Annotated in this window: 19 protein-coding genes; 6 read left to right on the top strand and 13 right to left on the bottom strand. The window is 70.1% G+C overall.

Annotation, left to right across the window (positions count from 1 at the left end; genetic code table 11):
* Nucleotides 1-90 precede the first annotated feature (90 nt).
* From ETAA1_RS15105 to ETAA1_RS15085, 5 genes are all read right to left on the bottom strand, one after another.
* On the bottom strand, nucleotides 91-459 hold the full coding sequence (locus ETAA1_RS15105) for a hypothetical protein (protein ID WP_145239824.1): 369 nt from the start codon (nucleotides 457-459) through the stop codon (nucleotides 91-93).
* Nucleotides 460-480: 21 nt separating this feature from the next.
* A complete protein-coding gene (locus ETAA1_RS15100) occupies nucleotides 481-804 on the bottom strand; it encodes a hypothetical protein (protein ID WP_145239822.1) in 324 nt (107 codons plus the stop codon).
* Nucleotides 805-950: 146 nt separating this feature from the next.
* Nucleotides 951-1,409 (bottom strand): DUF4198 domain-containing protein, encoded by a 459-nt coding sequence (locus tag ETAA1_RS15095; RefSeq protein ID WP_145239820.1) that lies wholly within the window; start codon nucleotides 1,407-1,409, stop codon nucleotides 951-953.
* A gap of 14 nt (nucleotides 1,410-1,423) precedes the next feature.
* Nucleotides 1,424-2,416, bottom strand: coding sequence for a DUF1559 domain-containing protein (locus ETAA1_RS15090; RefSeq protein ID WP_145239818.1), 993 nt, complete (start codon nucleotides 2,414-2,416; stop codon nucleotides 1,424-1,426).
* Nucleotides 2,417-2,465: 49 nt separating this feature from the next.
* Entirely contained in the window at nucleotides 2,466-3,353 is an 888-nt protein-coding gene (locus tag ETAA1_RS15085; RefSeq protein ID WP_145239816.1) for a DUF1559 domain-containing protein, read from the bottom strand.
* 370 nt (nucleotides 3,354-3,723) lie between these two features.
* Between ETAA1_RS15085 and rny the strand changes: the two genes are divergently transcribed.
* On the top strand, nucleotides 3,724-5,328 hold the full coding sequence (rny, locus tag ETAA1_RS15080) for a ribonuclease Y (RefSeq protein ID WP_202920913.1): 1,605 nt from the start codon (nucleotides 3,724-3,726) through the stop codon (nucleotides 5,326-5,328).
* A 144-nt stretch (nucleotides 5,329-5,472) separates the two neighbouring features.
* On the opposite strand, the gene ftsY is transcribed toward rny, so the two are convergent.
* Nucleotides 5,473-6,378: a signal recognition particle-docking protein FtsY gene (gene ftsY, locus ETAA1_RS15075; RefSeq protein ID WP_145239814.1), complete on the bottom strand. Its 906-nt coding sequence runs from the start codon at nucleotides 6,376-6,378 to the stop codon at nucleotides 5,473-5,475.
* A 163-nt stretch (nucleotides 6,379-6,541) separates the two neighbouring features.
* Between ftsY and ETAA1_RS31950 the strand changes: the two genes are divergently transcribed.
* Both ETAA1_RS31950 and ETAA1_RS15065 read left to right on the top strand, forming a co-directional pair.
* Entirely contained in the window at nucleotides 6,542-7,408 is an 867-nt protein-coding gene (locus ETAA1_RS31950) for a tetratricopeptide repeat protein (RefSeq protein WP_202920912.1), read from the top strand.
* Nucleotides 7,409-7,478: 70 nt separating this feature from the next.
* Nucleotides 7,479-8,537: an RluA family pseudouridine synthase gene (locus ETAA1_RS15065; protein ID WP_145239812.1), complete on the top strand. Its 1,059-nt coding sequence runs from the start codon at nucleotides 7,479-7,481 to the stop codon at nucleotides 8,535-8,537.
* Between the two features lie 4 nt (nucleotides 8,538-8,541).
* Here the strand turns inward: ETAA1_RS15065 and ETAA1_RS15060 are convergent, their stop codons facing one another.
* A complete protein-coding gene (locus tag ETAA1_RS15060; protein ID WP_145239810.1) occupies nucleotides 8,542-10,656 on the bottom strand; it encodes a hypothetical protein in 2,115 nt (704 codons plus the stop codon).
* Nucleotides 10,620-12,998, bottom strand: a complete 2,379-nt coding sequence (locus ETAA1_RS15055) for a thioredoxin domain-containing protein (protein ID WP_145239808.1) — start codon at nucleotides 12,996-12,998, stop codon at nucleotides 10,620-10,622. The genes ETAA1_RS15060 and ETAA1_RS15055 overlap by 37 nt, the downstream gene beginning before the upstream one ends.
* 87 nt (nucleotides 12,999-13,085) lie before the next feature.
* Between ETAA1_RS15055 and ETAA1_RS15050 the strand changes: the two genes are divergently transcribed.
* On the top strand, nucleotides 13,086-13,973 hold the full coding sequence (locus ETAA1_RS15050; protein WP_145239806.1) for a hypothetical protein: 888 nt from the start codon (nucleotides 13,086-13,088) through the stop codon (nucleotides 13,971-13,973).
* Nucleotides 13,974-14,122: 149 nt separating this feature from the next.
* Here the strand turns inward: ETAA1_RS15050 and ETAA1_RS15045 are convergent, their stop codons facing one another.
* Nucleotides 14,123-14,611: a SixA phosphatase family protein gene (locus ETAA1_RS15045; RefSeq protein ID WP_145239804.1), complete on the bottom strand. Its 489-nt coding sequence runs from the start codon at nucleotides 14,609-14,611 to the stop codon at nucleotides 14,123-14,125.
* Nucleotides 14,612-14,757: 146 nt separating this feature from the next.
* Here ETAA1_RS15045 and typA point away from each other — a divergent pair, with 146 nt between their 5' ends.
* Together typA and ETAA1_RS15035 are read left to right on the top strand one after the other, a co-directional pair.
* Entirely contained in the window at nucleotides 14,758-16,596 is a 1,839-nt protein-coding gene (gene typA, locus ETAA1_RS15040) for a translational GTPase TypA (protein ID WP_145239802.1), read from the top strand.
* Between the two features lie 106 nt (nucleotides 16,597-16,702).
* Nucleotides 16,703-17,326 (top strand): class I SAM-dependent methyltransferase, encoded by a 624-nt coding sequence (locus ETAA1_RS15035; protein WP_145239799.1) that lies wholly within the window; start codon nucleotides 16,703-16,705, stop codon nucleotides 17,324-17,326.
* 43 nt (nucleotides 17,327-17,369) lie between these two features.
* Here ETAA1_RS15035 and ETAA1_RS15030 read toward each other — a convergent pair whose 3' ends face one another.
* From ETAA1_RS15030 to bioB, 4 genes are all read right to left on the bottom strand, one after another.
* Nucleotides 17,370-20,783, bottom strand: a complete 3,414-nt coding sequence (locus ETAA1_RS15030) for an AsmA family protein (RefSeq protein WP_145239796.1) — start codon at nucleotides 20,781-20,783, stop codon at nucleotides 17,370-17,372.
* 110 nt (nucleotides 20,784-20,893) lie between these two features.
* Nucleotides 20,894-22,819: an adenosylmethionine--8-amino-7-oxononanoate transaminase gene (gene bioA, locus ETAA1_RS15025; protein ID WP_202920911.1), complete on the bottom strand. Its 1,926-nt coding sequence runs from the start codon at nucleotides 22,817-22,819 to the stop codon at nucleotides 20,894-20,896.
* Nucleotides 22,816-23,934: an aminotransferase class I/II-fold pyridoxal phosphate-dependent enzyme gene (locus ETAA1_RS15020; RefSeq protein ID WP_145239790.1), complete on the bottom strand. Its 1,119-nt coding sequence runs from the start codon at nucleotides 23,932-23,934 to the stop codon at nucleotides 22,816-22,818. The genes bioA and ETAA1_RS15020 overlap by 4 nt, the downstream gene beginning before the upstream one ends.
* Nucleotides 23,931-24,884 carry a biotin synthase BioB gene (bioB, locus tag ETAA1_RS15015; RefSeq protein ID WP_145239787.1) on the bottom strand — a complete coding sequence of 318 codons (954 nt, stop codon included), beginning with the start codon at nucleotides 24,882-24,884 and terminating at the stop codon, nucleotides 23,931-23,933. Before bioB ends, ETAA1_RS15020 begins: the two co-directional genes overlap by 4 nt.
* Between the last annotated feature and the right edge of the window lie 114 nt (nucleotides 24,885-24,998).

Below are 24,998 nucleotides of genomic sequence, written 5' to 3'. Positions count from 1 at the left end.
CGGGGCTGTGGGGGGCTTATCGGCCAGAGGGCGGGCGGGTGGTCACGGCGAAGTGCCAGCTGGCGGCGGGGCGTGGGTCGAGTGTGCGGGTTATGCGGGTTTCAAGCCCACGGAACGGGCGAAGGCGTCAGCGGAAGTGAGTCCGTCGGGCGTCTCGACCTGCCCGCCGCCGGCCGCGGCGCAGGCCCAACACAGCGTGTCCCAGTCGGCCCGGAGCCGGTCGTCCGCGTTGCCCCAGACCACACACGTAACCGCGTCCGGGGCGGATCGCAGGGTCACCATTCCACCCGGAGTGCCGACGCGGAGTTCCTTCCAGCCCGGTTCCGGCACCTCGTCCGGGAACGCCGGGAGCCCATCAATCATCTTCACGGACACCACCACGCCGACCCGAGCGAGTTGCCCGCAAACGGCGTCCCACCCAGGGACGCCGCCGGGGGCGAAGCGGACGGAGCGTTGCATTCCCATTGCGCCGGTCCGGTGTCATTTGCCGAGGAGGATTTCTTCGAGCCGCTTCTTCTGCTCGGGGGTCAGGACGGCCTTCACCTCCTTGTCGCGCGCTGCTTTCAGCTCACGAATCTTGGCGTCGAGCTTGTCGATCTCGGTGTTGTACTTCGCCTGCACTTCGTAAACCTGCTGCTTCTGCGTGTCTGTGAGGCCCAGCTTGCCGTAGTTCTGCGGCAGGAACCCCTTGGCCTTCGGGGCCGGGTCGGCCTTCTTCGTGTCCTTCTTGGCGTCTTGAGCGACCGACCCGCCGCCGGCGACGAGCACCGCGGTCACAACGGCCGGGAGCAACACACGGAACACGGGCACACCTCGGGGTGATGGTGACGGCCCCCGTCGGAGCCGATAAGCGATAGTTATTTGTGATCGACCGCAGACGTGTCCGCAAGCGAAAAAGCCGCTCGAACTCGGGGGCGACGAGTTCGAGCGGCCGGTGAGCTGATGGCGGTTCAGTTCTTGCCCGGCACGCCTTGCACTTCGCCGGGCGGCCGGCTGACGGCGGCGAGCTTGAAGGGCGGGACCACGTTCGCCCCCGCGGTCACCGTTACGGTCAGCTTCGAGTGGACGGGGCCGTACCAGCCGAGCAGGCGGTCGGTCATGTCCTCCTCTTCACCCTCACCGGCCGGCTCGGGCCAGTCGAGTACGACCTGGTACCCGCCTTCCGCGGCACCGTCGTTCGTGCCGAACGTGGACAGCTCGAACGAGCCGTCCGGCCCGGTCACGCCGTGCGGGTTCATCGGAATCTGCGGCACCACCGGTGCGCTCGTCGGGATGAAGTACACCTTCACGCCCTGGGCCGGCTTGCCGTCGTACAGCACCTGCCCCCGAACCGGGTGGACCGTCACCGGCGGCTCGGCGGCGGAGCACCCCGCAACCACGACAAGCATCGTTCCCGTCAGCACGCGCATCACGTCCGCTCCGGTCAGTTGTCGAGGGGAACCACGTCGTTGCCCGACCGCGTCAGGAACTTCACAAACAGCCGCATGTCCATGCTCTCGCGGATGAACCGCACGGACCCGTCGCCGAACACGTGCATCGCCCCGCCCACGTGGAACGAGTACACCTCGTTCCCGTTGTGGCAGTTGGTGTGACACGGACCGGGGGACGCCGTGTTCGTCTTCGACACGGCGCCGTGGGTGATGTACTCGTTGTCGTGGTCCGCCCACCCGCCATCGAGCCCGCCGAGGGCGGCGGTCATGGTCGGGCCGGTCCACCGGTCGGGGCGGCCGGCACATTCCGACAGGAGCACGGTGTTCGACGTGCCGTCGCGGATCTCGGGGATGCTGAACATCTGGTGCGTGTTGGCGGTGACCACCTGGAGGATGCCGTTCCGGTTCACCGTCACGTCCGCGAGCCCGGCGCCTTCCAGGGCCGAGCCGTAGGCGTTGTTGGGCGCGTAGTCGCCGGAGGCGATGTTGATCGTCCGCGTGCCGCCGCCCGCCCCCGTGGGGATGGACACGGACCGCGAGAACACCCGCGACCCGCCCGGCGTGGACGGGCACGACATGACCTTGAGTTGCGTGGCACGAGCCGTGTCGTTGGCGGCAGCGGCCCAGTCCTCGTTCAGGTTGTACTGCTGGAACAGCGGCCCCTGCTCGATGTGCGGCAGGAGGAACACCGACCACGCGTGCCGGACGCCGTTCCGGGTCACACCCATCTTCGTGAAGATCGGTCCGACGGTGCCCGTGTTCGGCGCCCGCAGCGCGCCCGCCGGGAAGTGCCCGACGGTGGACTGGAAGTTGTGCAGCCCGAGGCCGAGCTGCTTCATGTTGTTCTGGCACGCACTCCGGGCCGCGGCCTCGCGCACCTTCTGGACCGCCGGCAGCAGCAGCCCGATGAGGATGGCGATGATGGCGATCACGACCAGCAGTTCGATCAGCGTGAACGCCCGAGATTGGCGGGTGTATCGGATCACGGAAGGGACCTCGTGTGTGACGAGTGTGGGGGGTGGGTTTCGGGGCGGGTTAGAAGTCGGTCGTGATGACCTGGCCGTCGCCGATGAGGCACACCCGCATCCAGTTCGCGGCGTCGGCCGTGTACCGCATCGACCGCACGGACCCGTCGGCCATCACGGCGTTGAACACGCCCGGGTGCGAGCCGCCGAACCGGACCGACCAGAACGTCGACGACGCCGAGGTCGGGTGCTTGTCGTCGGGCTCCGGCACGGCCTCGCCGAACCGCTGGTGGTCCTGGTCCCATCCCGAGTTGTTCCACACCTCGTTGTCCCCGCCCGCAGAGCCGAGCACGGAGAAATGCACCTGCTTCTCCGCCACCATCACCGTGTTCGAGGTGCCGTCGGTGATGTCGGTCAGCGTCCGCCGCTGCTCCACCGGGGCCGTCGGCGACATCGTGGTGCCGGGGGCGCGCCACTGGCGGACGAACACGCCCTCGGTGCCGTTCCCGGCCATGTTGCGGCCGCCGTTCCCGGCGTAGTCGCACCGCCCGCCGTTGGAGTACAGCACCGGCTGGCGGCGCGACGGGCAGTAGTAGATCTTGATGGCCGTCTGCGCGACCTGGGTGTTCCCCGCGGCGGTCTCGGGGAGGTTGAACACGTTCTGCTGCTCGATGTACGGCGTGAGCTGGAACATCCACGTCCAGCCGACGCGCGACGTGGCGTTGCAGCAGCTCTGGTTCGGCCCGTCGGACCCGGCCGTCGGGAACTCGCGGAGCCCGTCGTGGTGGGCGTGCATGCCCAGGCCGATCTGCTTCAGGTTGTTCGAGCAGGTGCTCCGCGCGGCGGCCTCGCGGACCTTCTGGACGGCCGGCAGGAGCAGCCCGATCAAGATGGCAATGATCGCGATGACGACCAGCAACTCGATGAGTGTGAACGCATGATGTTTCGCCTGACGCACGTGCAGCCCTCAGCATATCCGGTCGCGGGCGACTCCCGCACGTCAGAGATACTTGCCCCGGCGGGCTCCCAAAAGGTGGGCAACAGCCCTTTCAACGAACCTTCACGGGGCCGTCACAGAACTCGCCCCGGTGGCCAAAAAAGAGCCGGTTGTGGCGCGTCCGTGGCCGTTGCCAGAGCCGGCGAAGCCGGTTGCGAACGGATTCGCACGTCCGCATAATGCCAACATCCCGCCCCCCACGGACGACCGGGCGGGTTCCGGCCGGCCGTTGTGCCGACCGGCCGCCCGGACGGCGGCTTGCATACCCGACCTCACCCGCGACAGACCCCCGCCCGATCGGCCCGGCCGACACGCGGGAAGGACCGTTCCCATGGAACCCGAACTCGCCGCCGGGCTGGCCGCCGGAGCGGCCGCCGCCGGCGCCGCGCTCACGTATGTCACCGTCCGCACCCTCGGCCGCGGCCCGTCGCTGTCCGTGATGGAAGCCGCCCGCCTGCAAGAGGAAACGCGTCAGGCCGAGAACCGGGCGCGAGAGCTGGTCGAGCGGGGCCGGCAGGAGGCCGACGGCATCGTCCGCGAGGCCGAGGCGCGGGCGCGCGACGAGGCCGGCCGGCGCCGCGACGAGCTGACGCGCGAGCTGGACCAGGCCCGCGGCGAGGTGCGCGAGCTGGAGCGCCGCGCCGAGAAGCGGGAGGACGCCGCGGAGCAGAAGGCCCGCGAGCTGGCCCGCAAGGAGCGGCAACTCGAATCGGTGCAGAAAAAGCTCTCCGAGCGCAAGGAGCGCCTCCAGGAGAAGGCCAAGCAACTGGACGATCTTGCCACCGAGCAGACGCGCACGCTTCAGCAGCTGAGTGGCATGTCACGCGAGGAGGCGGAGCGGATGCTGCTCGACCGGCTCGACCGCGAGCTGGCCGAGGAGGCCGCCGCCCGCATCCGCCAGCACGAGGAGCGGATCCGCCAGCAGGCCGAGGCGAAGGCCCGCGAGGTGCTCGCCACGGCCATCCAGCGCTTCGCCGCCGACCACACCGCCGACACGACCGTGAGCACGGTGGACATCCCGTCCGACGACATCAAGGGCCGCATCATCGGCCGCGAGGGGCGGAACATCCGGGCCTTCGAGAAGGCCACCGGCGTGGACGTGATCGTGGACGACACGCCCGGCGTGGTGATCGTGTCGGCGTTCGACAACGTCCGCCGCGAGACGGCCCGGCTCGCCCTGGCCAAGCTCATCGCCGACGGCCGCATCCACCCGACGCGGATCGAAGAGGTGGTGACCGAGACGCAGGCCGAGATGGAGAAGCACGTCACCGAGACCGGCCGGGCCGCGGTCATTGAGGCGGACGTTCCCGAGCCGCACGAGAAGCTGCTGCACCTGCTCGGCCGCCTCAAGTTCCGCACGAGCTACAGCCAGAACGTCCTCCAGCACTCGCTGGAAGTCGCCCACCTGTGCGGACTGATGGCCGGCGAACTCGGCCTGAACCCGCAGCTGGCACGTCGCTGCGGGTTACTGCACGACGTGGGGAAGGCAGCCGACCACGAGATGGAGGGCGGCCACCCGAAGGTCGGCGCCGAGCTCGCCCGCCGCTACGGCGAGACGAGCAAGGAGGTGCTGCACGCCATCGTAGGCCACCACGACGACGTGACGGTGGACAACATTTACACGGTGCTGGTGGCGGCCGCAGACGCGATCAGCGCCAGCCGCCCGGGGGCGCGGCGGGAGTCGTTGGAAAAGTACGTGAAGCGGCTGGAGAATCTGGAGGCGGTGGCGATGGGTTTCCCGGTGGTCGAGCACGCCTACGCGATCCAGGCCGGCCGCGAGCTCCGCGTCATCGCCAACGCCGGGCAAACGACGGACGCCGAGGCGGTGAAGCTGTCGCGCGACATCGCCCGCGCCATCGAGCAGCAGTTGGACTACCCCGGCGAGATCCGCGTGACCGTGATCCGCGAGACGCGGGCCGTCGAGGTGGCGAAGTAAACTCTGACGTGGGGCTGGCTTGCAGCGGGCCTCACGTCGGGCGGCGTCGTTATCATATACTTTTGTGTCATTGACTCAATTCGTGCCTCGACCCCCTGGGGGGGTGCCGTACACACAATGAACCCGGCCCGAATGTTCGCCGACTCACCCCTTGTCGAACAGCGCCGCGACGAAGGCGTCGGGGTCGAACGGCTCCAGGTCGTCGAGCCCCTCGCCGACGCCGACGTACTTCACCGGCAGGCCGAGCTTCTGCTTGATGGCGAAGACCGCCCCGCCCTTCGCCGAGCCGTCGAGCTTCGACAGGATGATGCCGCTGCACTTCACGGACTTCGAGAACTGCTCGGCCTGCACAACGGCGTTCTGCCCGTTCGAGGCGTCGAGCACGAGCAGCACCTCGTGCGGCGCCCCGGGTATCTGCCGGCTCACCACGGTGTGAATCTTTTCCAGCTCCTTCATCAGGTGCGTCTGCGTGTGGAGCCGGCCGGCGGTGTCGACGACGAGCACGTCGTACCCGCGGGCCTTGGCCGCCTCGCAGGCGTCGTGCGCGACCGCCGCCGGCTGCACATTCTGGCCTTGCTTGATGATGTCGCAGCCGATGCGGCCGGCCCACACCGTCAGTTGCTCGATGGCCGCGGCGCGGAAGGTGTCGCACGCGGCCACGGCCACGTTCTTGCCGTCCTTCTTGAGCCTGTTGGCGAGCTTGGCGATCGACGTGGTCTTGCCCGAGCCGTTGACGCCCGCGACCATCACGATCGTCGGCCCGGACGCGGCGTAGGCCAGTCCGGGCGAGTCGGAGGCGAGCAGGTCGCGGAGTTGCTTGCGGACGAACGCCGACACCTCCTCGCCGACCTCCTTGTCGCGGAAGCCCTGGCGGACGCGGTCGATGATCGTCGCGGTTGCGGTCGTACCCAGGTCGGCGCGGTACAGCTGCTTCTCGAGTTCGTCGAGAAACGCCTGATCGACCTTCCCCTTGCGGCGGAGCACGTCGAGGACGCCGCCGAACACGCCGGCCGTCTTGGCGAGCCCGCGCTTGAACCAGCCGAACACCATGTCGCCCCCCGTTGCGGCCGCGTACCAGGCGGTATTCTACGGCCGCGGCCGCGGGCCGCAGCCCCCGTTGACCGGGGCGGGTGGTCGGCCTATCATCCTCCCTTACCGCCGGTCGTAGTGCCTGTAACGGTCGTGCGACCCGCCCCGCGGAACGGAGCCCGGCATGAGTACCGAGTCGCCGACGACCCCCCCGCCGCCCGCGGAAACGACCACGCCGGGGGCTGCCATCAAGGCGGCCTGGCAGAGGTTCACCCGCGGCGAACTCGTGTCGTACCGCGTGATGGCCATCTTGCTGATCCTGATCGTGGGCGTCGGCGTGCTGTGGTTCATGAACTTCCAGGGGAATGTGGCCGGCTCGCGGCAGTGGCTCGACCTGGAACTGGCCTCCACCACGGAAGACCTGGAAAAGGTCATCAGCGACTACCCGGGCACGGCCCCGGCCAAAGTTGCCGAGTTCCACCTGGCCCGCATCCGCCTCGCCCCGGAGGGGATCGACAAGCTCGTCACCGGCGACCCCCAGGAGCGGGCGAAAGCACTCGCCGCCATCGAACAGGCGAAGGAGTCGCTGTCGAAGATGGCACCTGAACTGAAGGATTCGCCGGTCCTGCTAGCCGAGTGCTACCTGGGCCTGGCGAAGGCCGAGCTGGCGCTGGTGGGCATCACACAGGAAGGGCGGATCGACACGTTCCGAGGCGACCCGCGCGAGGCCGCCCAGTACCTCGAAAAGCTCGCGGAGGTGGCCAAGGATTCGCCGTGGGGCGAGGAGGCGAAGAAGCTCGCGGCCGAGCTGAGGGCGCCTGGCGGAGCCACGACGCAGGACATCCAGCGGGTGCAGACCGACCTGTACAACATGCTCCGCTTCCCCGCCCGTCCGGGTGGCGGCATGTTCGGCCCTGGTGGGATGCCGTTCGGCCCCGGCGGCGGGATGCCGTTCGGCCCGGGTAGCAGCCCGTTCGGCCCGATCTCCGGCCTGCCCGGCGGCGGCCCCGTGGCCCCGCTCCCGCCGGGGCACCCGCCGCTCACGCCGTGACCGAAGAACCGGAGTCGGACACAAGCGGCGGGGGGCTTCGGCCCCCCGCGTCGCGTTTGCGGATCACCTCATGACCCCCGCCGCGGACGACGACGACCGGATCGACGCCGCCCCCGCCGAGCCGATCCCGGCGCGGACGCGAGAGCCACTCGACCTGGTCGCGCAGATCAAGCAGGAGGGGATGCGGCTCGACCTGTACCTGCACATCCACATGCAGGCCTACAGCAGGTCGGAGATTCAGAAGGCGATCGAGGCCGGCGGCGTGACGGTGAACGGCCGGGCGACGAAGCCGAGCTACAAGGTGCGAAAGCTCGACAAGCTGCACGTCGAGATGCCGGCCCCGGACCACGACCTGCCGGAACCCGAGGACATCCCGCTCGACATCCTGTACCAGGACGAGTTCCTGGCGGTGATCAACAAGCCGGCCGACATGGTGGTTCACCCCGCGAAGGGGAACTGGTCCGGCACGCTGGTGAACGCCCTGCAGTTCCACTTCCGCGAGCAGCTAAGCCGGGAGAACGGCGCGTACCGCGCCGGTATCGTCCACCGGCTCGACAAGGACACCAGCGGCGTGATACTGATCGCCAAGGACGACCAGACCCTCCGCGAGTGCTCGAACCAGTTCGAGACGCGGAAGGTGTTCAAGGAGTACGTCGCCCTGACGGCGGGCGAACTCGAGCGCGACACGGACTACATCGAGGCTCGGATCAAGCACCACCCGCACGACCGCGAGAAGATGGCGGCGACGCTCGACCCCACCGACCCCGATGCGAAGGACGCACTGAGCTACTACGAGGTGTTAGAACGGTTCCGCGGGCACACGCTGGTCCGGGTGCAGCCGCGGACCGGGCGGACGCACCAGATTCGGGTCCACCTGGCTCACGTCGGCTGCCCGGTGTTGGCCGACAAGCACTACAGCGGGCGCGACCGCTTCCAACTCTCCGACCTGGTACCTGGTACCCCGAAGGACGCGGACGAGGTGCTGATCGGCCGGCAGGCGCTGCACGCATTCCGCCTCCGCTTCCGCCACCCGCGGACCGGGCACTGGCTCGAGGTGGAGGCACCACTGGCCCCGGACATCCGCCGCGCACTCGACGCCATCCGGACTCACCGCCCGGTGCGGCCGTAGTCCGTCACGTCGGCCCGAACCGCGCCACCCGCCCGACCCGGCCGGGGGTGATGAACACGCCTGCCCCGCACCCGCACCGGTTAGCCAGCGAAGCCAACGCCGGATGCGTGGGACCGGGGGCCAGTGCCACGTCGAGGCGCGGCAGCAACTGCTCGGCGCGGACGCGGAGGAGTTGACGGAGCGTTGTCAGGAAGGTGGCCGGTGGTCGCCGCGGCAGCGCCAGCCGGTGCGGGCCGAAAACGAGCGTGGCCGAGCCGACGAGCCGCCCGCCTTCCACGCGCAACTCCGCGTCCGGGTCGGCAACGAGTTTTCCACCCACGACCACACCGCGGGCGGTGACGAGCACCCAGCCGTGGGCTTCGTCCACGGCCTGCGGCGGGCGGTGGTAAAGGAGCAGGTCGGGGTGCTCGTGGAGCAGGCGTCCGGCGAGCGTGGGGGCGACGCGCGCCAACTCGAAGACAGTCCCGGTGCCGGCGACCGACTCCCACGGCGGCTGCTTCGTCCAGTCCCAGACGCCGTACTGAACGCCGAGCCGCGAGAGGGGTACGACGTCCGTCAGGGCGCGGAAGTTCGGACACGCGGCCCACACGTCGGTGAGCCCACGGGGGGTGAACCCGGCCGCGAACGCGCCGTCGAGCGCGAGCACGCGCAGTCGCGCGACCGCGCCGGGCGACGGCCGTCCAGCGAGGAACAGCTCGGTGACGTATTCGGCGAACGTTACACCTGCGTCACCCCGTAGCCCGGCCGAGAGGAGGTCGCCGATGGCACCGGTGCGGTCGACGCCGTGCCGGGCCGCGTCCTCGGCCTGAAGGAAGCGGGCGGCGGCCCGTGCCGCCAGGTCCCTCGGCTCGGACAGGTGACCCGCGCGGGCCTCGGTGTTCGGGTGCCCGGCGCTAACGCGACATAGTCGGGTCAGGAAGTGGTCGAACGCGGGGCCGGGCCGAATTCGCGGCACGAGGTCGGACCAGGCACGATCGACCGCCCGCTCGCCGGCCGTGGCCATCGGGCCGCGTAGCACACGCGCCGCCAGGTATGACGTGACCGAGAGGCCAACCACCACCGTAACTGGCAGTGACAAGACACCTCCGACTACGAGAACCGCCGCGGCGGCCGCGACGCCGACCGCCCGCGGGCCGATGGCCCGTCGGCCGTCGAGCCCGGAGCGAACGACTCCCGCGGGCGTCGTGACGGTACACGTGCGCAGCCCGTCGGGACCACTGACTTCGACCGCGTACCCGTCGCCACAGAGGCGCCCGTCGGCGAGCGTGAGCGGCGGCGGCAGCGGTGAGACGGACGGCGGCCGCTCGGCGAAGCAGCGCGGGCACAGGCCACACCCGCGCCCCGCGGCGTCATCGAGGAGTGACGGTACGTCTGACGGGGCAGGCCTGGTTCGCGCCGCCCAGGCCCGGAGTGCGGCGGCGGTGGACAGGGCGGCGGCTTCGTCCAGGGCCGTCGTGTCGCGCGCGGCAGCGTACCGCTTACGGCGAGCTTTCGCCAGCGTCTCCGGCCGACGAGCGCGGCCGCGGTCGAGTATTAGTCCGTGCGTCTCGAACAGGTGGCGAGCCATCGCCGCGAGGCCGAGCCGCGCGGTGCAGCGTGGGCACGTCAGCCGGAGCCGGCGTTCGCGGCGATCGATCAGCGCGTCAAGCGCCTTCGAGCGCCGTAGCCGGGCCTGGACCGCCCGAAGCCGGGCGAGTGAGTCCAGCGGGGACAGGCCAGCGGTGAGCGACTCGACTACCGAAATGAGAAGTGATCGAGACGTCCGACCGGAGCGTAGCGCCCTGGCCGCCGCCCGAACTCGCAAGTCGTCCGGAAGACGGCTGTCGCCGAGGACGGTGAGTACCTGAGGCCGCACCGCTTCCGGGATCCGGACGCGAAGGCGGGTCAGCCATTCGAGGAACACCAGCCGGCCGCGGTCACCCTCTGCGAGAAACCGGTCGGCCACCGCAGTCACTGCTTCCTCCGTCCGCGTCACCAGGGCCAGGTCGGCGACGAAGCCGGCGTGTACCACGGGATCGACGTCCGCCAGTACGGCGTCGGCCAGCTCGCCGAGCTTGACCCGGCCGCGCGGGCCGCCGTCGGTCACGGCTTCACGCGGAGCGTTGACGGCAGGAGGCACCGCCCCTCGCGGCATGCGATGACGCGAACACGGAATTCGACTGTAGCCGGGTCTACGCCGGCCGGCAGCGTGCCGGTGATGCGGGTCCCGTCGGCGTAGATGCGGTAGTCGCCGGTGGTCGCGTCCTTTACCGTGGAGCCGACCGGGTAAGCGATCGGGTCGTCGTTCTCCTTCCCGCCGACCACGATGGCGACAGTCGTCTTTGAGCCCACGAGAGTGTCGTTGCCGGTCGGATTGGCGTAGACGTGGAACGGCGCCGCGATCGTCAGTGTGAGCGTGAAGGCCCGGTTGGGCTGGCCGCCTACCGGGGTCAGCTTAACCACTGCGCTCACCACGTCGGACGACTCCCGCGGCATCTTGGGTGTCGGCGTCTTGGCGTCGGCGGCGACCGAGTCTTTCGTCGCGATGTCGAGCCATTGATCGAGCGCGCGGGCGGTGTTCGGCGCTGCTCCTGGGCTGCTGCGCAGCATCCCGGCGAACGCCCGCAGCGACTTGCCCGCCAGCTCGCGGTACTTCGCGTCGTCAGTTTTCGACGCCAGCCGGACCAGGTTGCGGACCACCATCCCGTTACCGGACGGCGTCGCGCCGTCGTACCCGTCCTTGGCGCGGGCGAACAACTTTTCGTGGTCGTGGGCGGTGAAGTAGAAGCCGCCGCGGGCGTCGTCGCCGTGCCACTTCGCGGCCGCGTCGGTGAGTGCCTTCGCTTCATCGAGCCAGCGCTTGTCGCCGGTAGCGTCGTGCAGGTTGAGGAGGCCGTGCGTCAAGAAGGCGTAGTCCTCCAGGAAAGCGTTTCCGCGGGCGGCGGGCCGCTCGCCCGGCACGGCGGCGTAGAGGTGCTTCAATCGACCGTCGGGGGTGCGGACGGTGCGGAGGAGGAAGTCGGCGGCCTTCGCGGCGGCGGCGGTGTGGGCCGGCTCGTGGAACACTTCGCCGGCCTTGGCGTAGCCCGCGATCATCAGGCCGTTCCAGCTCGTGATGACCTTCGTGTCCCGGAACGGCTTCGCGCGTCGCTCCCGCGCCTCCAGCAGCCTCGCCCGCAGCGGCGTGAGGCGCTCAAGCACCTGCGCCTCGGTCAGTTTCAGGTCGGCGGCGATCTCCGCGAGCGGCTTCGGCAGCCGCAGCACGTGGTACTTCTCCTCGAAGTTCGGGGCGCCGACGCCGTACACGGTCTTGACGAACTCCGTGTCCGCGGCGTTGCCGAGTACCTTGCCCAACTCCTCGCCCGTCCAAACGTAGTGCTTCCCCTCTTCGCCGTCGGTGTCGGCGTCGAGGGCGGAGTAGAACACGCCGTCCGGCGAAGTCATGTCGCGGGCCACAAATGCCAGCGTGTCGGCGACGACGCGGCGGTACAACGGGTCGGCGTCGAGGCGGAACGCCTCCGCGTACAGCTCGGTGAGCTGGGCGTTGTCGTACAGCATCTTCTCGAAGTGCGGCACGGCCCAGGTGCGCTCGGTGCTGTAGCGGTGGAAGCCGCCACCGAGGTGGTCGAAGATGCCGCCCAGCGCCATCTGCCGGAGCGTCAGCCGAACTGAACCCGCGAGCGCCGCGTCCTTCGTCCGCGCGGCGTGGTGCAGGAGGAAGCCGTACACGGACGGGCGGGGGAACTTCGTTCCTTTGAAGTCGCGGTCCTTCGAGCCGGTGCCGCCGTACACCGGGTCGAATTCGTAAGCACCCGCGGCCTCAGCCACCATCTCGCGCGTCAGCGCACCGACCAGCTGGAATCGGGTACCGCGAGCCAGCGCGTCGTTCGTCATCTCGGCGACCTTGTCCGCCTGCTTGAACAGGCCGTCCTTCTCCTTCGCCATCAACTCGTTCACCTTCCCCAGCACCGTCGAGAACCCCAGCTGCGTCGCGTCGCCCACCTTCTTGTCCTTCGGCGGGAAGTACGTGCCGCCGAAGATCGGCTTGCCGTCGGGCGTCAGGAACATCGACAGCGGCCAGCCGCCGCTGTCGCCGGCGACGTTGAGGGCCGTCATGTAAACGTCGTCGATGTCGGGCCGCTCCTCCCGGTCCACCTTGATGCAGACGAAGTTCGCGGCCAGCAGCTTGGCGATGTCGGGGTCCGAGAACGTCTCCCGCTCCATGACGTGGCACCAGTGGCAGCTGCTGTAGCCGATCGACAGGAACACCAGCTTTCCCTCACGCTTCGCCTTCTCGAACGCCTCCGCGCCCCACGGGTACCAGTCGACCGGGTTGTGGGCGTGCTGCAACAGGTACGGACTGCTCTCCTTCGCCAGCCGGTTCGCCGGAAACTTGGGCTTCTCCTTCGGGTCGGCAGCGGGGGTGCCGGCGGCGGCCACGAGCAAGACCGCGGCGGCGAACGCGAACAGACGGGGCGGCATGGCAGGCTCCGAGGGCGGACCATTATCCTACCCGAACGCCGCCCCGCGGGCTTATACTCTTTGTGCTGCACCCGCCGGAGCCACGACATGCCGCGCCTCGCCCCTTCCGCCGCACTGTTCCTACTCGCCGCGTCGCTTTCCTCGGCCCAGGACGCGACCGATACGCAGAAGGCAGCCGTCGCCGAGAACCTCAAGAAGGGCGAATTGAAGGGGTACACCGTCGTCGAATCGGCAACGCTGCTCCTGGCGTCGCCGCTCCCGGAGGCGCGGGCAAAGGCCGTGGCCGAGGCGCTGGAGAAGACCGCCAAGACCGCCCGCAAGGGGCTTCAGTACGGCGAGAAGGAAGAAGCCTGGAAAGGAAAACTTGCCGTCTACCACGTCCCCGACCGGCGGGCTTACGGCAACTTCCTCCGCCTCGTGCTCGGCGATCGCACCGACACCGGCGTGGTGGTGTCGGTCCGCGGCGACGAGCCGGTGGCGGCCATCGGTGTCGAGACTAACCCGAAGGCGACCGACGCCGAGTTCGTCGGCGACATCGGGCCGGCGATCGGGGCGGCGTACCTCCAGTCGAAGGCCGGGCCGAACACGCCGGTGCCCGCGTGGCTCCGCAGCGGCTACGGCCGCGCCGCCAGCCTCCGGGCCGATGGCCCGAGCGGCAAGCGCCTCACCGCGTACAAGACGGCCGCCCGCGGCGCCGTCCTCGGCAAGGGGCGTGGCCCGGTCACGCTCGGCGAGTTGTGGGCCAACGACCGCCCCGACGCCGAACTGATCGCCACCGCCTTCGTCGACTACCTGGCGTTCGGCACCGACAAGATGGGGCAGGAGAAGTTCGTGCGCTTCGTCGGGGCACTGCGGCCGGACGAGAACGGCGACGTCCCGGAGCCGGCGAAGGCACTGGAGTCCGTCGGCTGGAAGGCGCCGGAGGTCGAGGCGGCGTGGCGGGCGTGGGCACAGAAGGGGATGAACGCCAAGTGACAGATCAGTGGCTCACGATGTGTGCCTCGTACCCCCCCAGGGGGTCGTGGCACGCATTGAGTCAAATACACAAATATATGTCTGATCAAAGTGCGGTGGTCATCGTGCGGAACCTCAACTCCTGGCTGCCTTTGCGGCAACACTTCGGTTCAGGCACCGTACCACGCCGGGGTGAGCATCCAACCGAGGACGCCCTCGCCCTTCGCAGGTTCGTCCTCGAACGAGACCTTCGCCACCCCGCCCTTCTCCAGCGGCACGTTGTCCGAGTCGATCCCCAGTAGCCACCCCAGGTACGCGGACAGGTCGGGCTCGTGGCCGACCACCGCCACCGAAGTCGCGCCGAGGCCGGCGATCAACTTCGTGAGTTTCCGCTTGCGGAGCTCGTCGGGCGCGAGCAGGTCGCACGCGGTCGGGCCGGGGCTGCCGACGAGCGCCTCGTTGAACTCGCCTGCGGTCTGCACGGTCCGCGTCAGCGGGCTGGTCAGGATCGCTCCGACGGCGATACCACGGGCCTGGAACGCCGCCCCCAGCGCCCGTGCCTGACCGCGGCCCAGTTCGGTCAGCGGCCGCTCGGCGTCGTCGCCCTCCCACTGCCGGCGGTCGCCGGCGTCGGTGTGTCGGATGAGGTACAGGTCCATGCTCGGCTCCCGCGAAGAGGTTCACGCAATCTACGCGGCACCAACCCTTCCGGCACGGCACGTCGGTTCGTAGATTGAACGGATGGTAAGGCCGCGGGCGCACCCCTCCCGCCCGGTCGGCCCGCAATCGCACCCAGACGGATGACATGAAGCGGAACGATATTCGGAACGTCGCGGTGGTCGCCCACGTTGACCACGGCAAGACGACGCTCGTGGACCAGATGCTGCGGCAGTCGGGCCTGTTCCGCTCCGAGGAGCTGGACAAGCTCGTCGGCGGGCAGCACGGCCTCATCATGGACTCGAACGACCAGGAGCGCGAGCGCGGCATCACCATCCTCGCCAAGAACTGCGGCATCCGCATCGGCGACGTGAAGGTGAACCTCATCGACACCCCCGGCCACGCCGACTTCGGCGGCGAGGTCGAGCGCATCCTGCGCATGGCCGACGGGGTGTTCCTCCTCGTGGACGCCGCCGAGGGGCCGCTGCCGCAGACGCGGTTCGTCCTCAAAAAGGCGTTCGCCGTGGGACTCAAGCCGATCGTCGTCATCAACAAGATCGACCGCCCGGACGCGCGGATCGACGAAGTCCACTCGATGGTCTTCGACCTGTTCATCGAGATGGGCGCGTCGGACGAACAGGCCAACTTCCCGGTCATCTACGCCAGCGGCCGGGCCGGCATCGCCACCAACGACATGAAGGTGGAGCCCAAGGACCTGCGGCCGCTGTTCGACGCCATCCTGAACACCATCCCGGCGCCGGACGTGGACGTGGACGCCCCGCTCCAGGTGCAGGTGACGAACCTGATGTACAGCGAGTTCCTCGGCAAGATCGTCGTCGGCCGCGTCGCCGCCGGGAAGATTCGGAAGAACCAGAAGGTGACGGTGGTCAAGCAGAAGGACGGCACCACGTTCAACGACACGGTAGTGCAGGTGCAGGAGTTCGACCGGCTGGCCCGCCGCGAGGTGGAAGAAATCAGCGCCGGCGACGTGTGCGCCATCGTGGGCATCGACGAGGCCGACATCGGCGACACCATCTGCGAGTTCGACAAGCCGAACGCCCTGCCGCCGCTGACGATCGACGAGCCGACGCTGGACATGCTGTTCAAGGTGAACGACTCGCCGTTCGCCGGCCAGGAGGGGAAGCCGCTGACGAGCCGCGAGTTGCGGGACCGGCTGGAGCGCGAGCTGCAGCACAACGTGGCCCTGCGGGTGAAGCCGGGCGAGCGGGAGAGCGAGTTCATCGTGTCCGGCCGCGGGCTGCTCCACCTGGGCGTGCTGCTGGAGACGATCCGCCGCGAGGGCGGCGAGCTGGCTGTCGGCAAGCCGCGGGTCATCATCAAGGAGATCGACGGCAAGAAGTACGAGCCGTACGAGTACCTGGTGATCGAGGTTCCGACCGAGCACTCGGGGTCGGTGATGCGGCTGGTGCTGGAGCGGCAGGGCGAGTGCGTGAAGATGGAGGGCGGCCACGGCAACACGACGCACATCGAGTTCCATGTCCCGGCCCGCGGGCTGATCGGCCTGCGGACGAAGATGATGAGCGGCACCCAGGGCATGGCGATCATGCACCACAACTTCCTGGAGTACCGGCCGGTGAAGGGGACCTTCCCGGGCCGGCCCAACGGCGTGCTCATCAGCCTGGAAACGTCGAAGGCCACGGGCTACGCGATCGAGGGGTTGCAGGAGCGCGGCACCCTGTTCGTGAAGCCGATGGAGCCGGTCTACGAGGGGCAGATCGTCGGCGAGAACAACCGCGACAAGGACATGACGGTGAACGTGACCCGGTTGAAGGCGCTGACCAACATGCGGAGCGCCGGGGCCGACAAGACGGTGCCGCTGAAGCCGCCGATGGAGTTCGCCCTGGAGGCGGCGCTGGAGTACATCGAGGACGACGAGCTGGTCGAGGTGACGCCGACGGCGCACCGCATGCGGAAGGTGTTCCTCAAGGAAGGCGACCGCAAGCGCGCCGACCGCGGGCGGGCGTAGGCTGCAGCGGGCGGCCCGCGTGAGCGGGCTGTTACGTCGCTGCTCGAGGCGCCGACGTAACAGCCCGCTCACGCGGGCCGCCCGCCACTCGACCCACACTTCAACCATGCCCCTCGTCGAAATTCCCTACCCCGACGACGACGCCCCGCTGCCGCCGGACGTGCGGAAGTTTCTCCGCGACGCCGACCGCCGCATCGAAGACTTCCTCTACTCCGCGCGCGTGCCGGCGTTCGTCCCGTCGGACTACCCGACGGCGTACCGCCTCCTCCGCACGCTGAACGAGCACCCCGTCTCCCGCGGCAACCGTTTCTGCGAGTGGGGCAGCGGCTACGGCGTGGTGACGTGCCTGGCGGCGATGCTGGGCTTCGAGGCGGTCGGCATCGAGATCGACCCCGGCCTGGTGGACTGCGCCCGCCGGCTGGCCGAGGACTACGGCCTGGAGGCGGAGTTCGTGGCCGGCAGCTTCGTGCCGAGGGGCGCCGAGGAGGGCGTGTACAAGGCCGGCGAGTACGCGTGGTTCACGACCGAGAGCGACGACGCCTACGACCAGCTCGGCCTCGACCCGGGCGACATGGACCTGGTGTTCGTGTACCCGTGGCCGGACGAAGAGTTGGTAACGGACGCACTGTTCGAGAAGTACGCTGCCGCGGGCGCCGTGTTGGTGACGCACCACAGCGGCGACGTGTACAAGGTGCGCCGGCGTGTGCCGGGCAAGAAGCGCAAGCGCTGACGCCCGGCGAGCCGACCGCCGTCAGGCGGCGGGTAGCGCGCCACTACTTCTTTGGCACCGGGAGCGGCAGCAGTGGCGGCCGCCCGCCCGGCGGAGTTCCCGCCCCCGGCGCCCCGCCGGGGAACAGCCGCTCCAACTCGCGGTTCAGCAGGTCGCGCCCCGCGTCCTTCACCGCATCCTTCGCCGCGTCGCGGGCCACCGCCGCGACCGCATTGTTGAACCCGGCTCGGTCCACGACCGGTCGACTCACCGTGCCGCCGATCGGCACCTTCACGATCCTCCCCTCCAGTGCCTTCTTCAGTGACGGGTTGTTCTTCAGCCCCGGGAACGTGCCAGGAATCGGCACGTCGGCCACGAGCGCGAGCGAGCCGTCGAACCCGGCCGAGCCGTTCGTCTTGATGGCGTAGCCGTTCACCGTCAGCGTCAGGTTCTCGTGGTGAACCCGACCCGCCTCGACGCGGATCGGCACGGTCATCTCGTTCGCCAACACCACCCGCGGGGCCGGCTCGCCGATCAGTTGCACGATCTCGGACACGACCGGCCCCGCGCTCACGGTCGCGCGGTGAACCAGCAGCCGCCCGCGGAGTGTAGCTCCGGTGAAGTCTGACAGCGGCACGCGGTTCTCGTCCAGGTCGAACGACACTTCGCCCTCCGCCTGCGCGGCGTTGGCCACGACCGGCAGCGCGTACCCGACCGCCCCCGCGCACACGGCCGGCGTCAACTTCGCCTTCTCGACGACGCGGCCCCTGGCGAACGACACCTCCCCCGGCGTCAGCTTCAGCGTCGGCTGCAGGCTCACGCGGCCGCCGCCGAACGTGGCCGACACCGGGCTTACTGTGCCGACGCCGTTCGCCAGCCGGGCCGTGAACTCTCCGCGGCCCATCTCGAAGCCGTACACCTTGACCGCGTCCCAGCCGACGCCGCCGTCCGCGGTCAGGCCCGCGAGGCCCTTGCTCGCCAGGCTGCCGCGGAGCGAGAACGGCCGGGTGCCCTTCCCCGCCGCCTCGAAGCCGCCGCCGATCGCGGCCCGCAGCTCGGGCGTGAGTAGAGCCAGGTCGTAGGCCAGCGTGCCGGTCACGTCCACGTCCTGCGTCGTATCGAACTTCGCCCACGTCCCCTTCCCCTCGGCCGTGAGCCCCGGCCGCTCGACGCGGCCGGTGGCGACCGTCAGCCGGTCCGCCGTCTGCTCGTACTTCGCGTCCAGGTCGAGCTTCAGTCGCGGCTCACGTACCGTCGGTGCGGCCTTCGGCCCCATCACGAATTTGGTCACGTCGAGGGTGCCGCCGAAGGTGGTGGCGTCGCCCTGCCAGCGGAACCGCACCGGGCCGGCGGCCTGCCCGTGCAGCGAATCCGGGCCATCGGGCGCCGTCTGGATGCGGAGGGTGCGGGCCAGCCCGTTCACGTCGCCCTCGGCGGGGCCGCTGCCGCTCACGACCATCGGCTGCTTCTCGGGGAACTCGAACGTGAACCGCGCCCCCTGCGCCCGCAGCGTGGGCGAGTTGATGACGACCGGCGTGAGGACCACGTCGCCGGTCTTGCGGTTGAGCGTCATCGGCCCGGCCGCGTTGAGGTACGGCTCGTCGATGGCGAGTCCGGCCCCGCGGAAGTGCGCCGCCTTGATGCCGACCGAGACGCGGTCCGCGATCACGGCGTCGGCCGCGAGCGTGACCGTGGCCGTGGCGTCGAGCGCGCCGCCGAATTCGTAGTGCGCCGGGATGTCCACGAGCCGCCGGGCGCGGTCGGCCCAGCGGCCGAGGTCGCCGACGACGCGCACCGCGGCGCGGCTCCCGACGGCCGAGCGCGCGTCGGGCACCGGGGCCATGAGCGTGCCGGTCAGGCGGTCCGGGTCGGCGACCAGCTCGGCCGACGCCTTGGTGAGTCGGACCGGCCCGTTCTTCGTCCAGGTCCCCTCGGCAGACGCCTTGAGCGTCAGCTTCGGTTCGGAGAGCGGGCGCACGCCTGGCTTCCGGAACGCGAACTGCTTCAGCTCGGCGCCGGCGTCCACCTTGAACGGCCCGGCCGGGTCGTGCGTGGCGATCACCCACGTGTACGCCTCGCCCTGGAGGCTCAGCCCGCCGAGGTCGACGAACTCGCCGAGCCGGGCGGCGAGGCGGTCGAGGTACACGTTCGCCGCGGCCTGGAATTTCTCGGCCGAGCCCCGGGCGTTGACCGCGACGAAGTCCGACTTGCACAGCAGCTTGTCGAACACCGGCAGCCGCCCGGCCGGGGCGCGGGCGCGAAACTCCACCGCCAGCGGCTCCGGCCACTCGACCGCCTTCCCGTCGCGGACGGCTTTCAGCGCCGTGGTGCGGACCGCACCCTCCCACGCCGTCCCGTCCGCGCCCGCCTTGCTGGTGAGCGAGCCGACCACCCGCCCCTCGCGGACCGCAGTCCCCTCGCGGAGGCGGAGCAGGTTCGGCAGCAGGCCCGCGAGTTTGGCCAGATCGACATCCGCCTCAACCGTCACGCCGGGCTTTTCGAACAGACGCTCGACGGATTCCGACGGATCGAACGTGCCGACGGCCGACACCCGGCCCGCGTCGCAGGTCAGCTCCGCGCGCTCGACGCGGACGGCGCTCCCGGCAAGTTCGACCTTCAGCGGCAGGTCGGCGGCCGCGAGGCGGAGGCGGTCGCCGCGGAGCCACGGGCCGGCGAGGTCGAGGTTCCGCACGCCCGCCGTGCCCTCGACCCGGGCCGTGCCGCCGTCCGTCCAGTTCGCCCGCAGGTCGGCCGTGAGGGTGCCTGCGATGCTCGCCGCCGGTTCGACCCGTCGGAACGCCGGCGCAAGTACGGCCAGCGGGAAATCCGTCGCCTTCAGTTCCATTCGACCGCCACCGCCAACCGCCCCGTTCACGTCCAGCTTGCCGACCGCGGACGTGAGCGCGACCTCGATGGGCGCCGCACGGTCGGCGGGCACCGCGGCTGTGAGATGAAGCCCGGTCAGGCTCGGTGCCGCGGCCGAACCATCGTGGAGCGTGAGCGTGCCGTCCTCGACGCGGACCCGCACCGCGGGCCGCGGGCCGGCCGGCTGCGAGTCCTTGAAGTACTCGGCGAGCACGTCCTCGGCGTTGGTCGAACCGTTCTCGAAAAATACGTCGGCACGCGGGCCGTGCAGTTCGAGCTCGCCGAGGTCCGAGCGGTCGCGTAGGAGCGCGAGCAGCGTCTTGGACGTAGCCACCCGTGGGACGCTGACGAGGACGCGGCCCTGGCGGTCGGTCACGACCACGTCGCGCAATTCGACCGCCGACAGCCATCCGGCCGACATCCCGCCGACGCTTACGGTGCCGCGTACGTCGGCCGTCGCAGCGGCGACGACGCGGTTCCGCAGCGGCGTCTTGGCCACGATCACCGGCACGAACCAGAGGCCGACGGCGAGGAGGACAACGAAGCCGAGGACGCGCCGCGGCCAGCGACGGCGGCGCGGCGCGGCGGGGGGCGGAGTGGGTTCCGGGGTCATGCTCGGCCTCCTGCCGACGGACCTGGAGTTATCGGCCGGGCGGGTGCGGATTAGACCGGGAATGACGGTCGTGCGGCAACCGCAATCGGGGGCTGGGCGAAAGGCGTGCGTTACAACCCGCACGACCGGACGGCGTGGACCATCGCGTCGGCGATGCGGGCGAGCGAGTCGTCGGACGTACACAGTGGCGGGAGCGCGTAGAGGACGTTGCCGAGCGGCCGGAGCAGGACGCCGCGCTCGAGCGCGGCCAGCCGCATCGCGCGGCCCACGTCGGCGAGGTAGCCGCCGGGCACGTCCAGCTCGGCGGCGAGGATTAGCCCACGGACGCGGGCGTCCTTTACACCGTGGAGCTTGCGAAGGCCTGCTGCCGCGGCGAGCCAGTGGGCCTCGATCCGTCGCACGTCGGTCCGCCAGCGGCCGGTCTGGAGCAGCCGCCAGGACGCGACTGCGGCGGCGCAGGCGATCGGGTTCGCGGTGAACGAGTGACCGTGGAAGAACGTCCGCGTGCGGTCCGCGGTGTCGAACGCGGCCACGACCTCGGGCGACGCGAGCGTCGCGGCCAGCGGCAACACGCCGCCGGTGATTCCCTTCGCGGCGCACACCAGGTCCGGGGCGATGCCGGCCTGCTCGAACGCCCACAGCGAGCCGGTGCGGCCGAACCCGGTCATCACCTCGTCGGCGATGAACGGCACGCCGTGCCGGCGCGTGACCTCGAACAGCGCGCGTAGCTCCTCGGGCGTGTGCAACCGCATCCCGCCGGCGCCCTGAACGAGAGGCTCGACCAGTACGCCGGCTACCTCACCGGCGTGGTGAGTCAACGCGGCGTCGAGCGCGTCGGCGGACAGCGGCACTTGTAGCGCGCGGAATAGCAGCGGCTCGAACCGGCCAAAGAAGACGGGATCGCGGCTCAGGCTCATAGCGCCGAACGTGTCGCCGTGGTAGCCGTGCTCGAAGCCGACGAACAGCGTGCGGCCCGCCTCGCCGCGGTGACACCAAGCCTGATACGCCATCTTCAGCGCCACCTCGACGGCCGTGCTGCCGTTGTCCGAGTAGAAGACGCGGCCGCCCGGCCCCCATGGCATCGAGCCGAGTAATGATGTGGCCAGCTCGACGGCCGCGGGGTGTGTCGCGCCGGCGAAGAGGACGTGGTCGAGTTGGTGCGTGGCGTCGCGGACCGCCTGCATGATCGCGGGCGGACGGTGGCCGTGGAGAATCGTCCACCACGACGAAATGCCGTCGATCAGGCGTCGCCCGTCGTCGAGCGTCAGGAATTCGTCGTCGGCGGCGGCCACCGCGAGCGGCGCGTCGGGAGATTGAAGCGGCGTGTACGGGTGCCAGACGGCACGGGCGTCGGCTGCGGCAATGTCCGTCGGACGGCCGCCGAAAGTGGGTCCGGCACGAACGATCGGCTCGACCCGTTGCAACGCCCACCGAGATCGTTCGGCCGCGGCGGCGAGACTGTCTCGCGTCCACTCGCCGGCCGGGAATTCGTGACACGCGACAGGAATTCCGCCGAGTCGCCGCGTGATTTGGTCGCACGCGAAGGCGTCGTCCGCGCCAGTCAGGGCGACCGCGACCGGTCTAAGTCCTGCGTGTTCGAGTGCGGCCGCGGCCTGGAGTGTGCGCGCCACCGCGCCAACGGCAGCCGACGACACCAGCACGACGGGGAGTGCGAACGCGCGGATCAGGTCGAGTTGCAACACGTCGTCGGTCAGCGGCGACATCGGCCCGCCGAACGTCTCGATCAGAAGTGGCCGGTCGGCAGACGGGCGGGCCGCGAGAATGTCGGCGACGCCCGGCATCGCCCGCCCTTCCCGCCGGGCCGCGAGTACCGGCGCGACGGGTTCGCTGAACCGCGCAAGTGGCGGTAGCACGACCGCGCGGGGCACCAGCCGCCGAACCTTCTCGGCGTCCGAATCGCCGGTTTCGACCGGCTTCCAGTACGCAAAAGTGTCAGGGAACGCGGCGAGAAACATCAGCGAGAACGCGGTCTTGCCCGCGTCGGTGTCGGTGCCGACGACGACGAACCCGGTCACGGGCGGAGTACCCCGGCTGTGGCGGCGGCGAGCTGGTCCAGGACGGCGGGGTCGTGGTCGGCGTGGACCGACACGCGGAGCCGACACGTGCCCGCGGGAACGGTCGGCGGGCGGATCGCCCGAACGTCGTAGCCGCGGGCCTGGAGTTCGGTCGCGGCACGGACCGACGGTTCATCCTGACCAACGATCACGGGCACAACGTAGTCGCGGCCCGCCGGCGCGACGCCGTGGCGGGCCAGGGCGGCGCGAAAGCCGGCGGCGTTATCGTGGAGGCGGCGGCGGCCGGCGTCGTCGGCCTGCACGCGGGGGATGTGTTCGCGCCACCACGCCCCCACGGCCGCGGGGAGCGCGGTCGTGAAGATCAGGTGCCGGCAGGTGTTCGTCAGGAACTCCTTGAGCAATTTCGACCCGCAAACGTATGCGCCCGGCAGTCCGAGAGCTTTTCCGCCCGTGTGGACCGTCGCCAGCACGCGGCCGCGCAGGCCGGCCGCGTCCACGTAGCCGGAACCGCGCGGGCCGAAGCAGCCGGTCGTGTGCGCCTCGTCCACAATGAGATGGGCGCCGTACCGCTCGCACAGGTCGGCCACCTCCCGCAGCGGGGCCGTGTCGCCGTCCATGCTGAAGAGCGACTCGGTGACGACGAACAGTTCCCGCCCCTCCGGCCGCTTCGCGCTCTCGGCGCGAAGGCCGTCTTCGAGGTTGTTCAGGTCGTTGTGCCGGAACAGGAACTTCCGGGGCCGGGCAACACGGAGGCCGTCGATGATGCAGGCGTGGCTCACTTCATCGACGGCCACCCAGTCGCCGGGCTCGGCCACGGTGGCGAGCAGACCCTCGTTCGCGGCGTAGCCGCTGGTCATCATCAAGGCGGACTCGGCGCCGTGCCACGCGGCCAGCATCGCCTCCACCTCGTCCCAAACGGCGTGGTGCCCGCGGAGGAGGCGGGACGACATGCCACTCCGCGGCAGCTCCGGAGTGACAGCGGGCTGACACTGTGGGCCGTAGCCGAGGTAGTCGTTCGAGGTGAAGTCGATCCCCGCGGGCGGGCGGAACGCGCGGTACCGCCCCTTGCCGCGCAGGTCGTCGAGCGTGGCCGTCCAGCGGCCGGCGAGGGTCATGGGGCGGTCGCCGGTTCACAGCGCGGCGGGTTCACGCCGATGGCCCGGAACAGCGCCTCGTCGGCGCTCTCGTGCGGGTTCGGGGCCGTCAGCAGCTTGTCGCCGAAGAACACCGAGTCAGCCCCGGCCAGGAAGCAGAGCACCTGGAGTTCACGGCTCATCCGGTCGCGGCCGGCGCTGAGGCGAACCCGGGCCGTCGGGAAGGCGACGCGGGCGGTGGCGACGAGGCGCACGATTTCGAGCGAGTCCACCTTCGGGGCCATCGCCAGCGGCGTACCCCCCTGCGGCATGAGGCAGTTGATCGGCACGCTCTCCGGCGGCGGGTCCAGTTGCGCCAGTTCGCACAGCATCATCAGCCGGTCGTCTTCCGTCTCGCCCATGCCGAGGATGCCGCCGCTGCACACGCTGATGCCGGCGCGGGACACGGCGCGGAGCGTGTCCAGCCGGTCGTCGTAGGTGCGGGTCGAAATCACCTCGGGGTAGTGGCGGCGCGACGTGTCGAGGTTGTGGTTGTACGCCGTCAGCCCGGCGTCCTTCAGCCGGCCGGCCTGGCTGTCGGTCAGCATCCCGAGCGTGACGCACGCCTCCATGCCGAGGCCGCGGACGGTGCGGACCATGTCCAGCACGCGGTCGAACTCGGGGCCGTCCTTCGGCTGCCGCCACGCCGCGCCCATGCAGAAGCGGGTGGCGCCGCGGTCACGGGCCTCCGTGGCACGCTCGCGCACCTCCTCGACGGTGAGGAGCGGCTGGCGGTCCACCGGGGTGTCGTAGTGGGCGCTCTGCGAGCAGTACTTGCAGTCTTCGGGGCAGCCGCCGGTCTTGATGCTGAGGAGTTCGCAGCGCTGGATGTCGCGGTAGTCGCGGAACTGCTGGTGGGCGGCCGCCGCCTTCAGGATCAGTTCCGCCAGCGGCAGGCGGTAGACGGCGCGGAAGTCGTCGAGCGTCTTCATGCGGAACAGGGTAGGAAGTGAGTCGACGAGCGGCCCGCGTGAGCGGGCTGTTCCTGAGCACATCGAACCGCTCTGGAACAGCCCGCTCACGCGGGCCGCTCGCCCCGGTAGCTC

The sequence above is a fragment of the Urbifossiella limnaea genome (genome assembly GCF_007747215.1).
In the GTDB taxonomy this organism is placed as follows: domain Bacteria; phylum Planctomycetota; class Planctomycetia; order Gemmatales; family Gemmataceae; genus Urbifossiella; species Urbifossiella limnaea.
This window is presented reverse-complemented; position numbering and strand designations above follow the sequence as displayed.

What these genes read in the sequence shown, in the direction of transcription:
- ETAA1_RS15105 (WP_145239824.1), bottom strand. Translation starts at nt 459, where the DNA reads ATGCAACGCTCCGTCCGCTTCGCCCCCGGCGGCGTCCCTGGGTGGGAC.
- ETAA1_RS15095 (WP_145239820.1), bottom strand. Translation starts at nt 1,409, where the DNA reads ATGCGCGTGCTGACGGGAACGATGCTTGTCGTGGTTGCGGGGTGCTCC.
- rny (WP_202920913.1), top strand. Translation starts at nt 3,724, where the DNA reads ATGGAACCCGAACTCGCCGCCGGGCTGGCCGCCGGAGCGGCCGCCGCC.
- ftsY (WP_145239814.1), bottom strand. Translation starts at nt 6,378, where the DNA reads ATGGTGTTCGGCTGGTTCAAGCGCGGGCTCGCCAAGACGGCCGGCGTG.
- ETAA1_RS31950 (WP_202920912.1), top strand. Translation starts at nt 6,542, where the DNA reads ATGAGTACCGAGTCGCCGACGACCCCCCCGCCGCCCGCGGAAACGACC.
- ETAA1_RS15065 (WP_145239812.1), top strand. Translation starts at nt 7,479, where the DNA reads ATGACCCCCGCCGCGGACGACGACGACCGGATCGACGCCGCCCCCGCC.
- ETAA1_RS15055 (WP_145239808.1), bottom strand. Translation starts at nt 12,998, where the DNA reads ATGCCGCCCCGTCTGTTCGCGTTCGCCGCCGCGGTCTTGCTCGTGGCC.
- ETAA1_RS15050 (WP_145239806.1), top strand. Translation starts at nt 13,086, where the DNA reads ATGCCGCGCCTCGCCCCTTCCGCCGCACTGTTCCTACTCGCCGCGTCG.
- ETAA1_RS15045 (WP_145239804.1), bottom strand. Translation starts at nt 14,611, where the DNA reads ATGGACCTGTACCTCATCCGACACACCGACGCCGGCGACCGCCGGCAG.
- typA (WP_145239802.1), top strand. Translation starts at nt 14,758, where the DNA reads ATGAAGCGGAACGATATTCGGAACGTCGCGGTGGTCGCCCACGTTGAC.
- ETAA1_RS15035 (WP_145239799.1), top strand. Translation starts at nt 16,703, where the DNA reads ATGCCCCTCGTCGAAATTCCCTACCCCGACGACGACGCCCCGCTGCCG.
- ETAA1_RS15030 (WP_145239796.1), bottom strand. Translation starts at nt 20,783, where the DNA reads ATGACCCCGGAACCCACTCCGCCCCCCGCCGCGCCGCGCCGCCGTCGC.
- ETAA1_RS15020 (WP_145239790.1), bottom strand. Translation starts at nt 23,934, where the DNA reads ATGACCCTCGCCGGCCGCTGGACGGCCACGCTCGACGACCTGCGCGGC.
- bioB (WP_145239787.1), bottom strand. Translation starts at nt 24,884, where the DNA reads ATGAAGACGCTCGACGACTTCCGCGCCGTCTACCGCCTGCCGCTGGCG.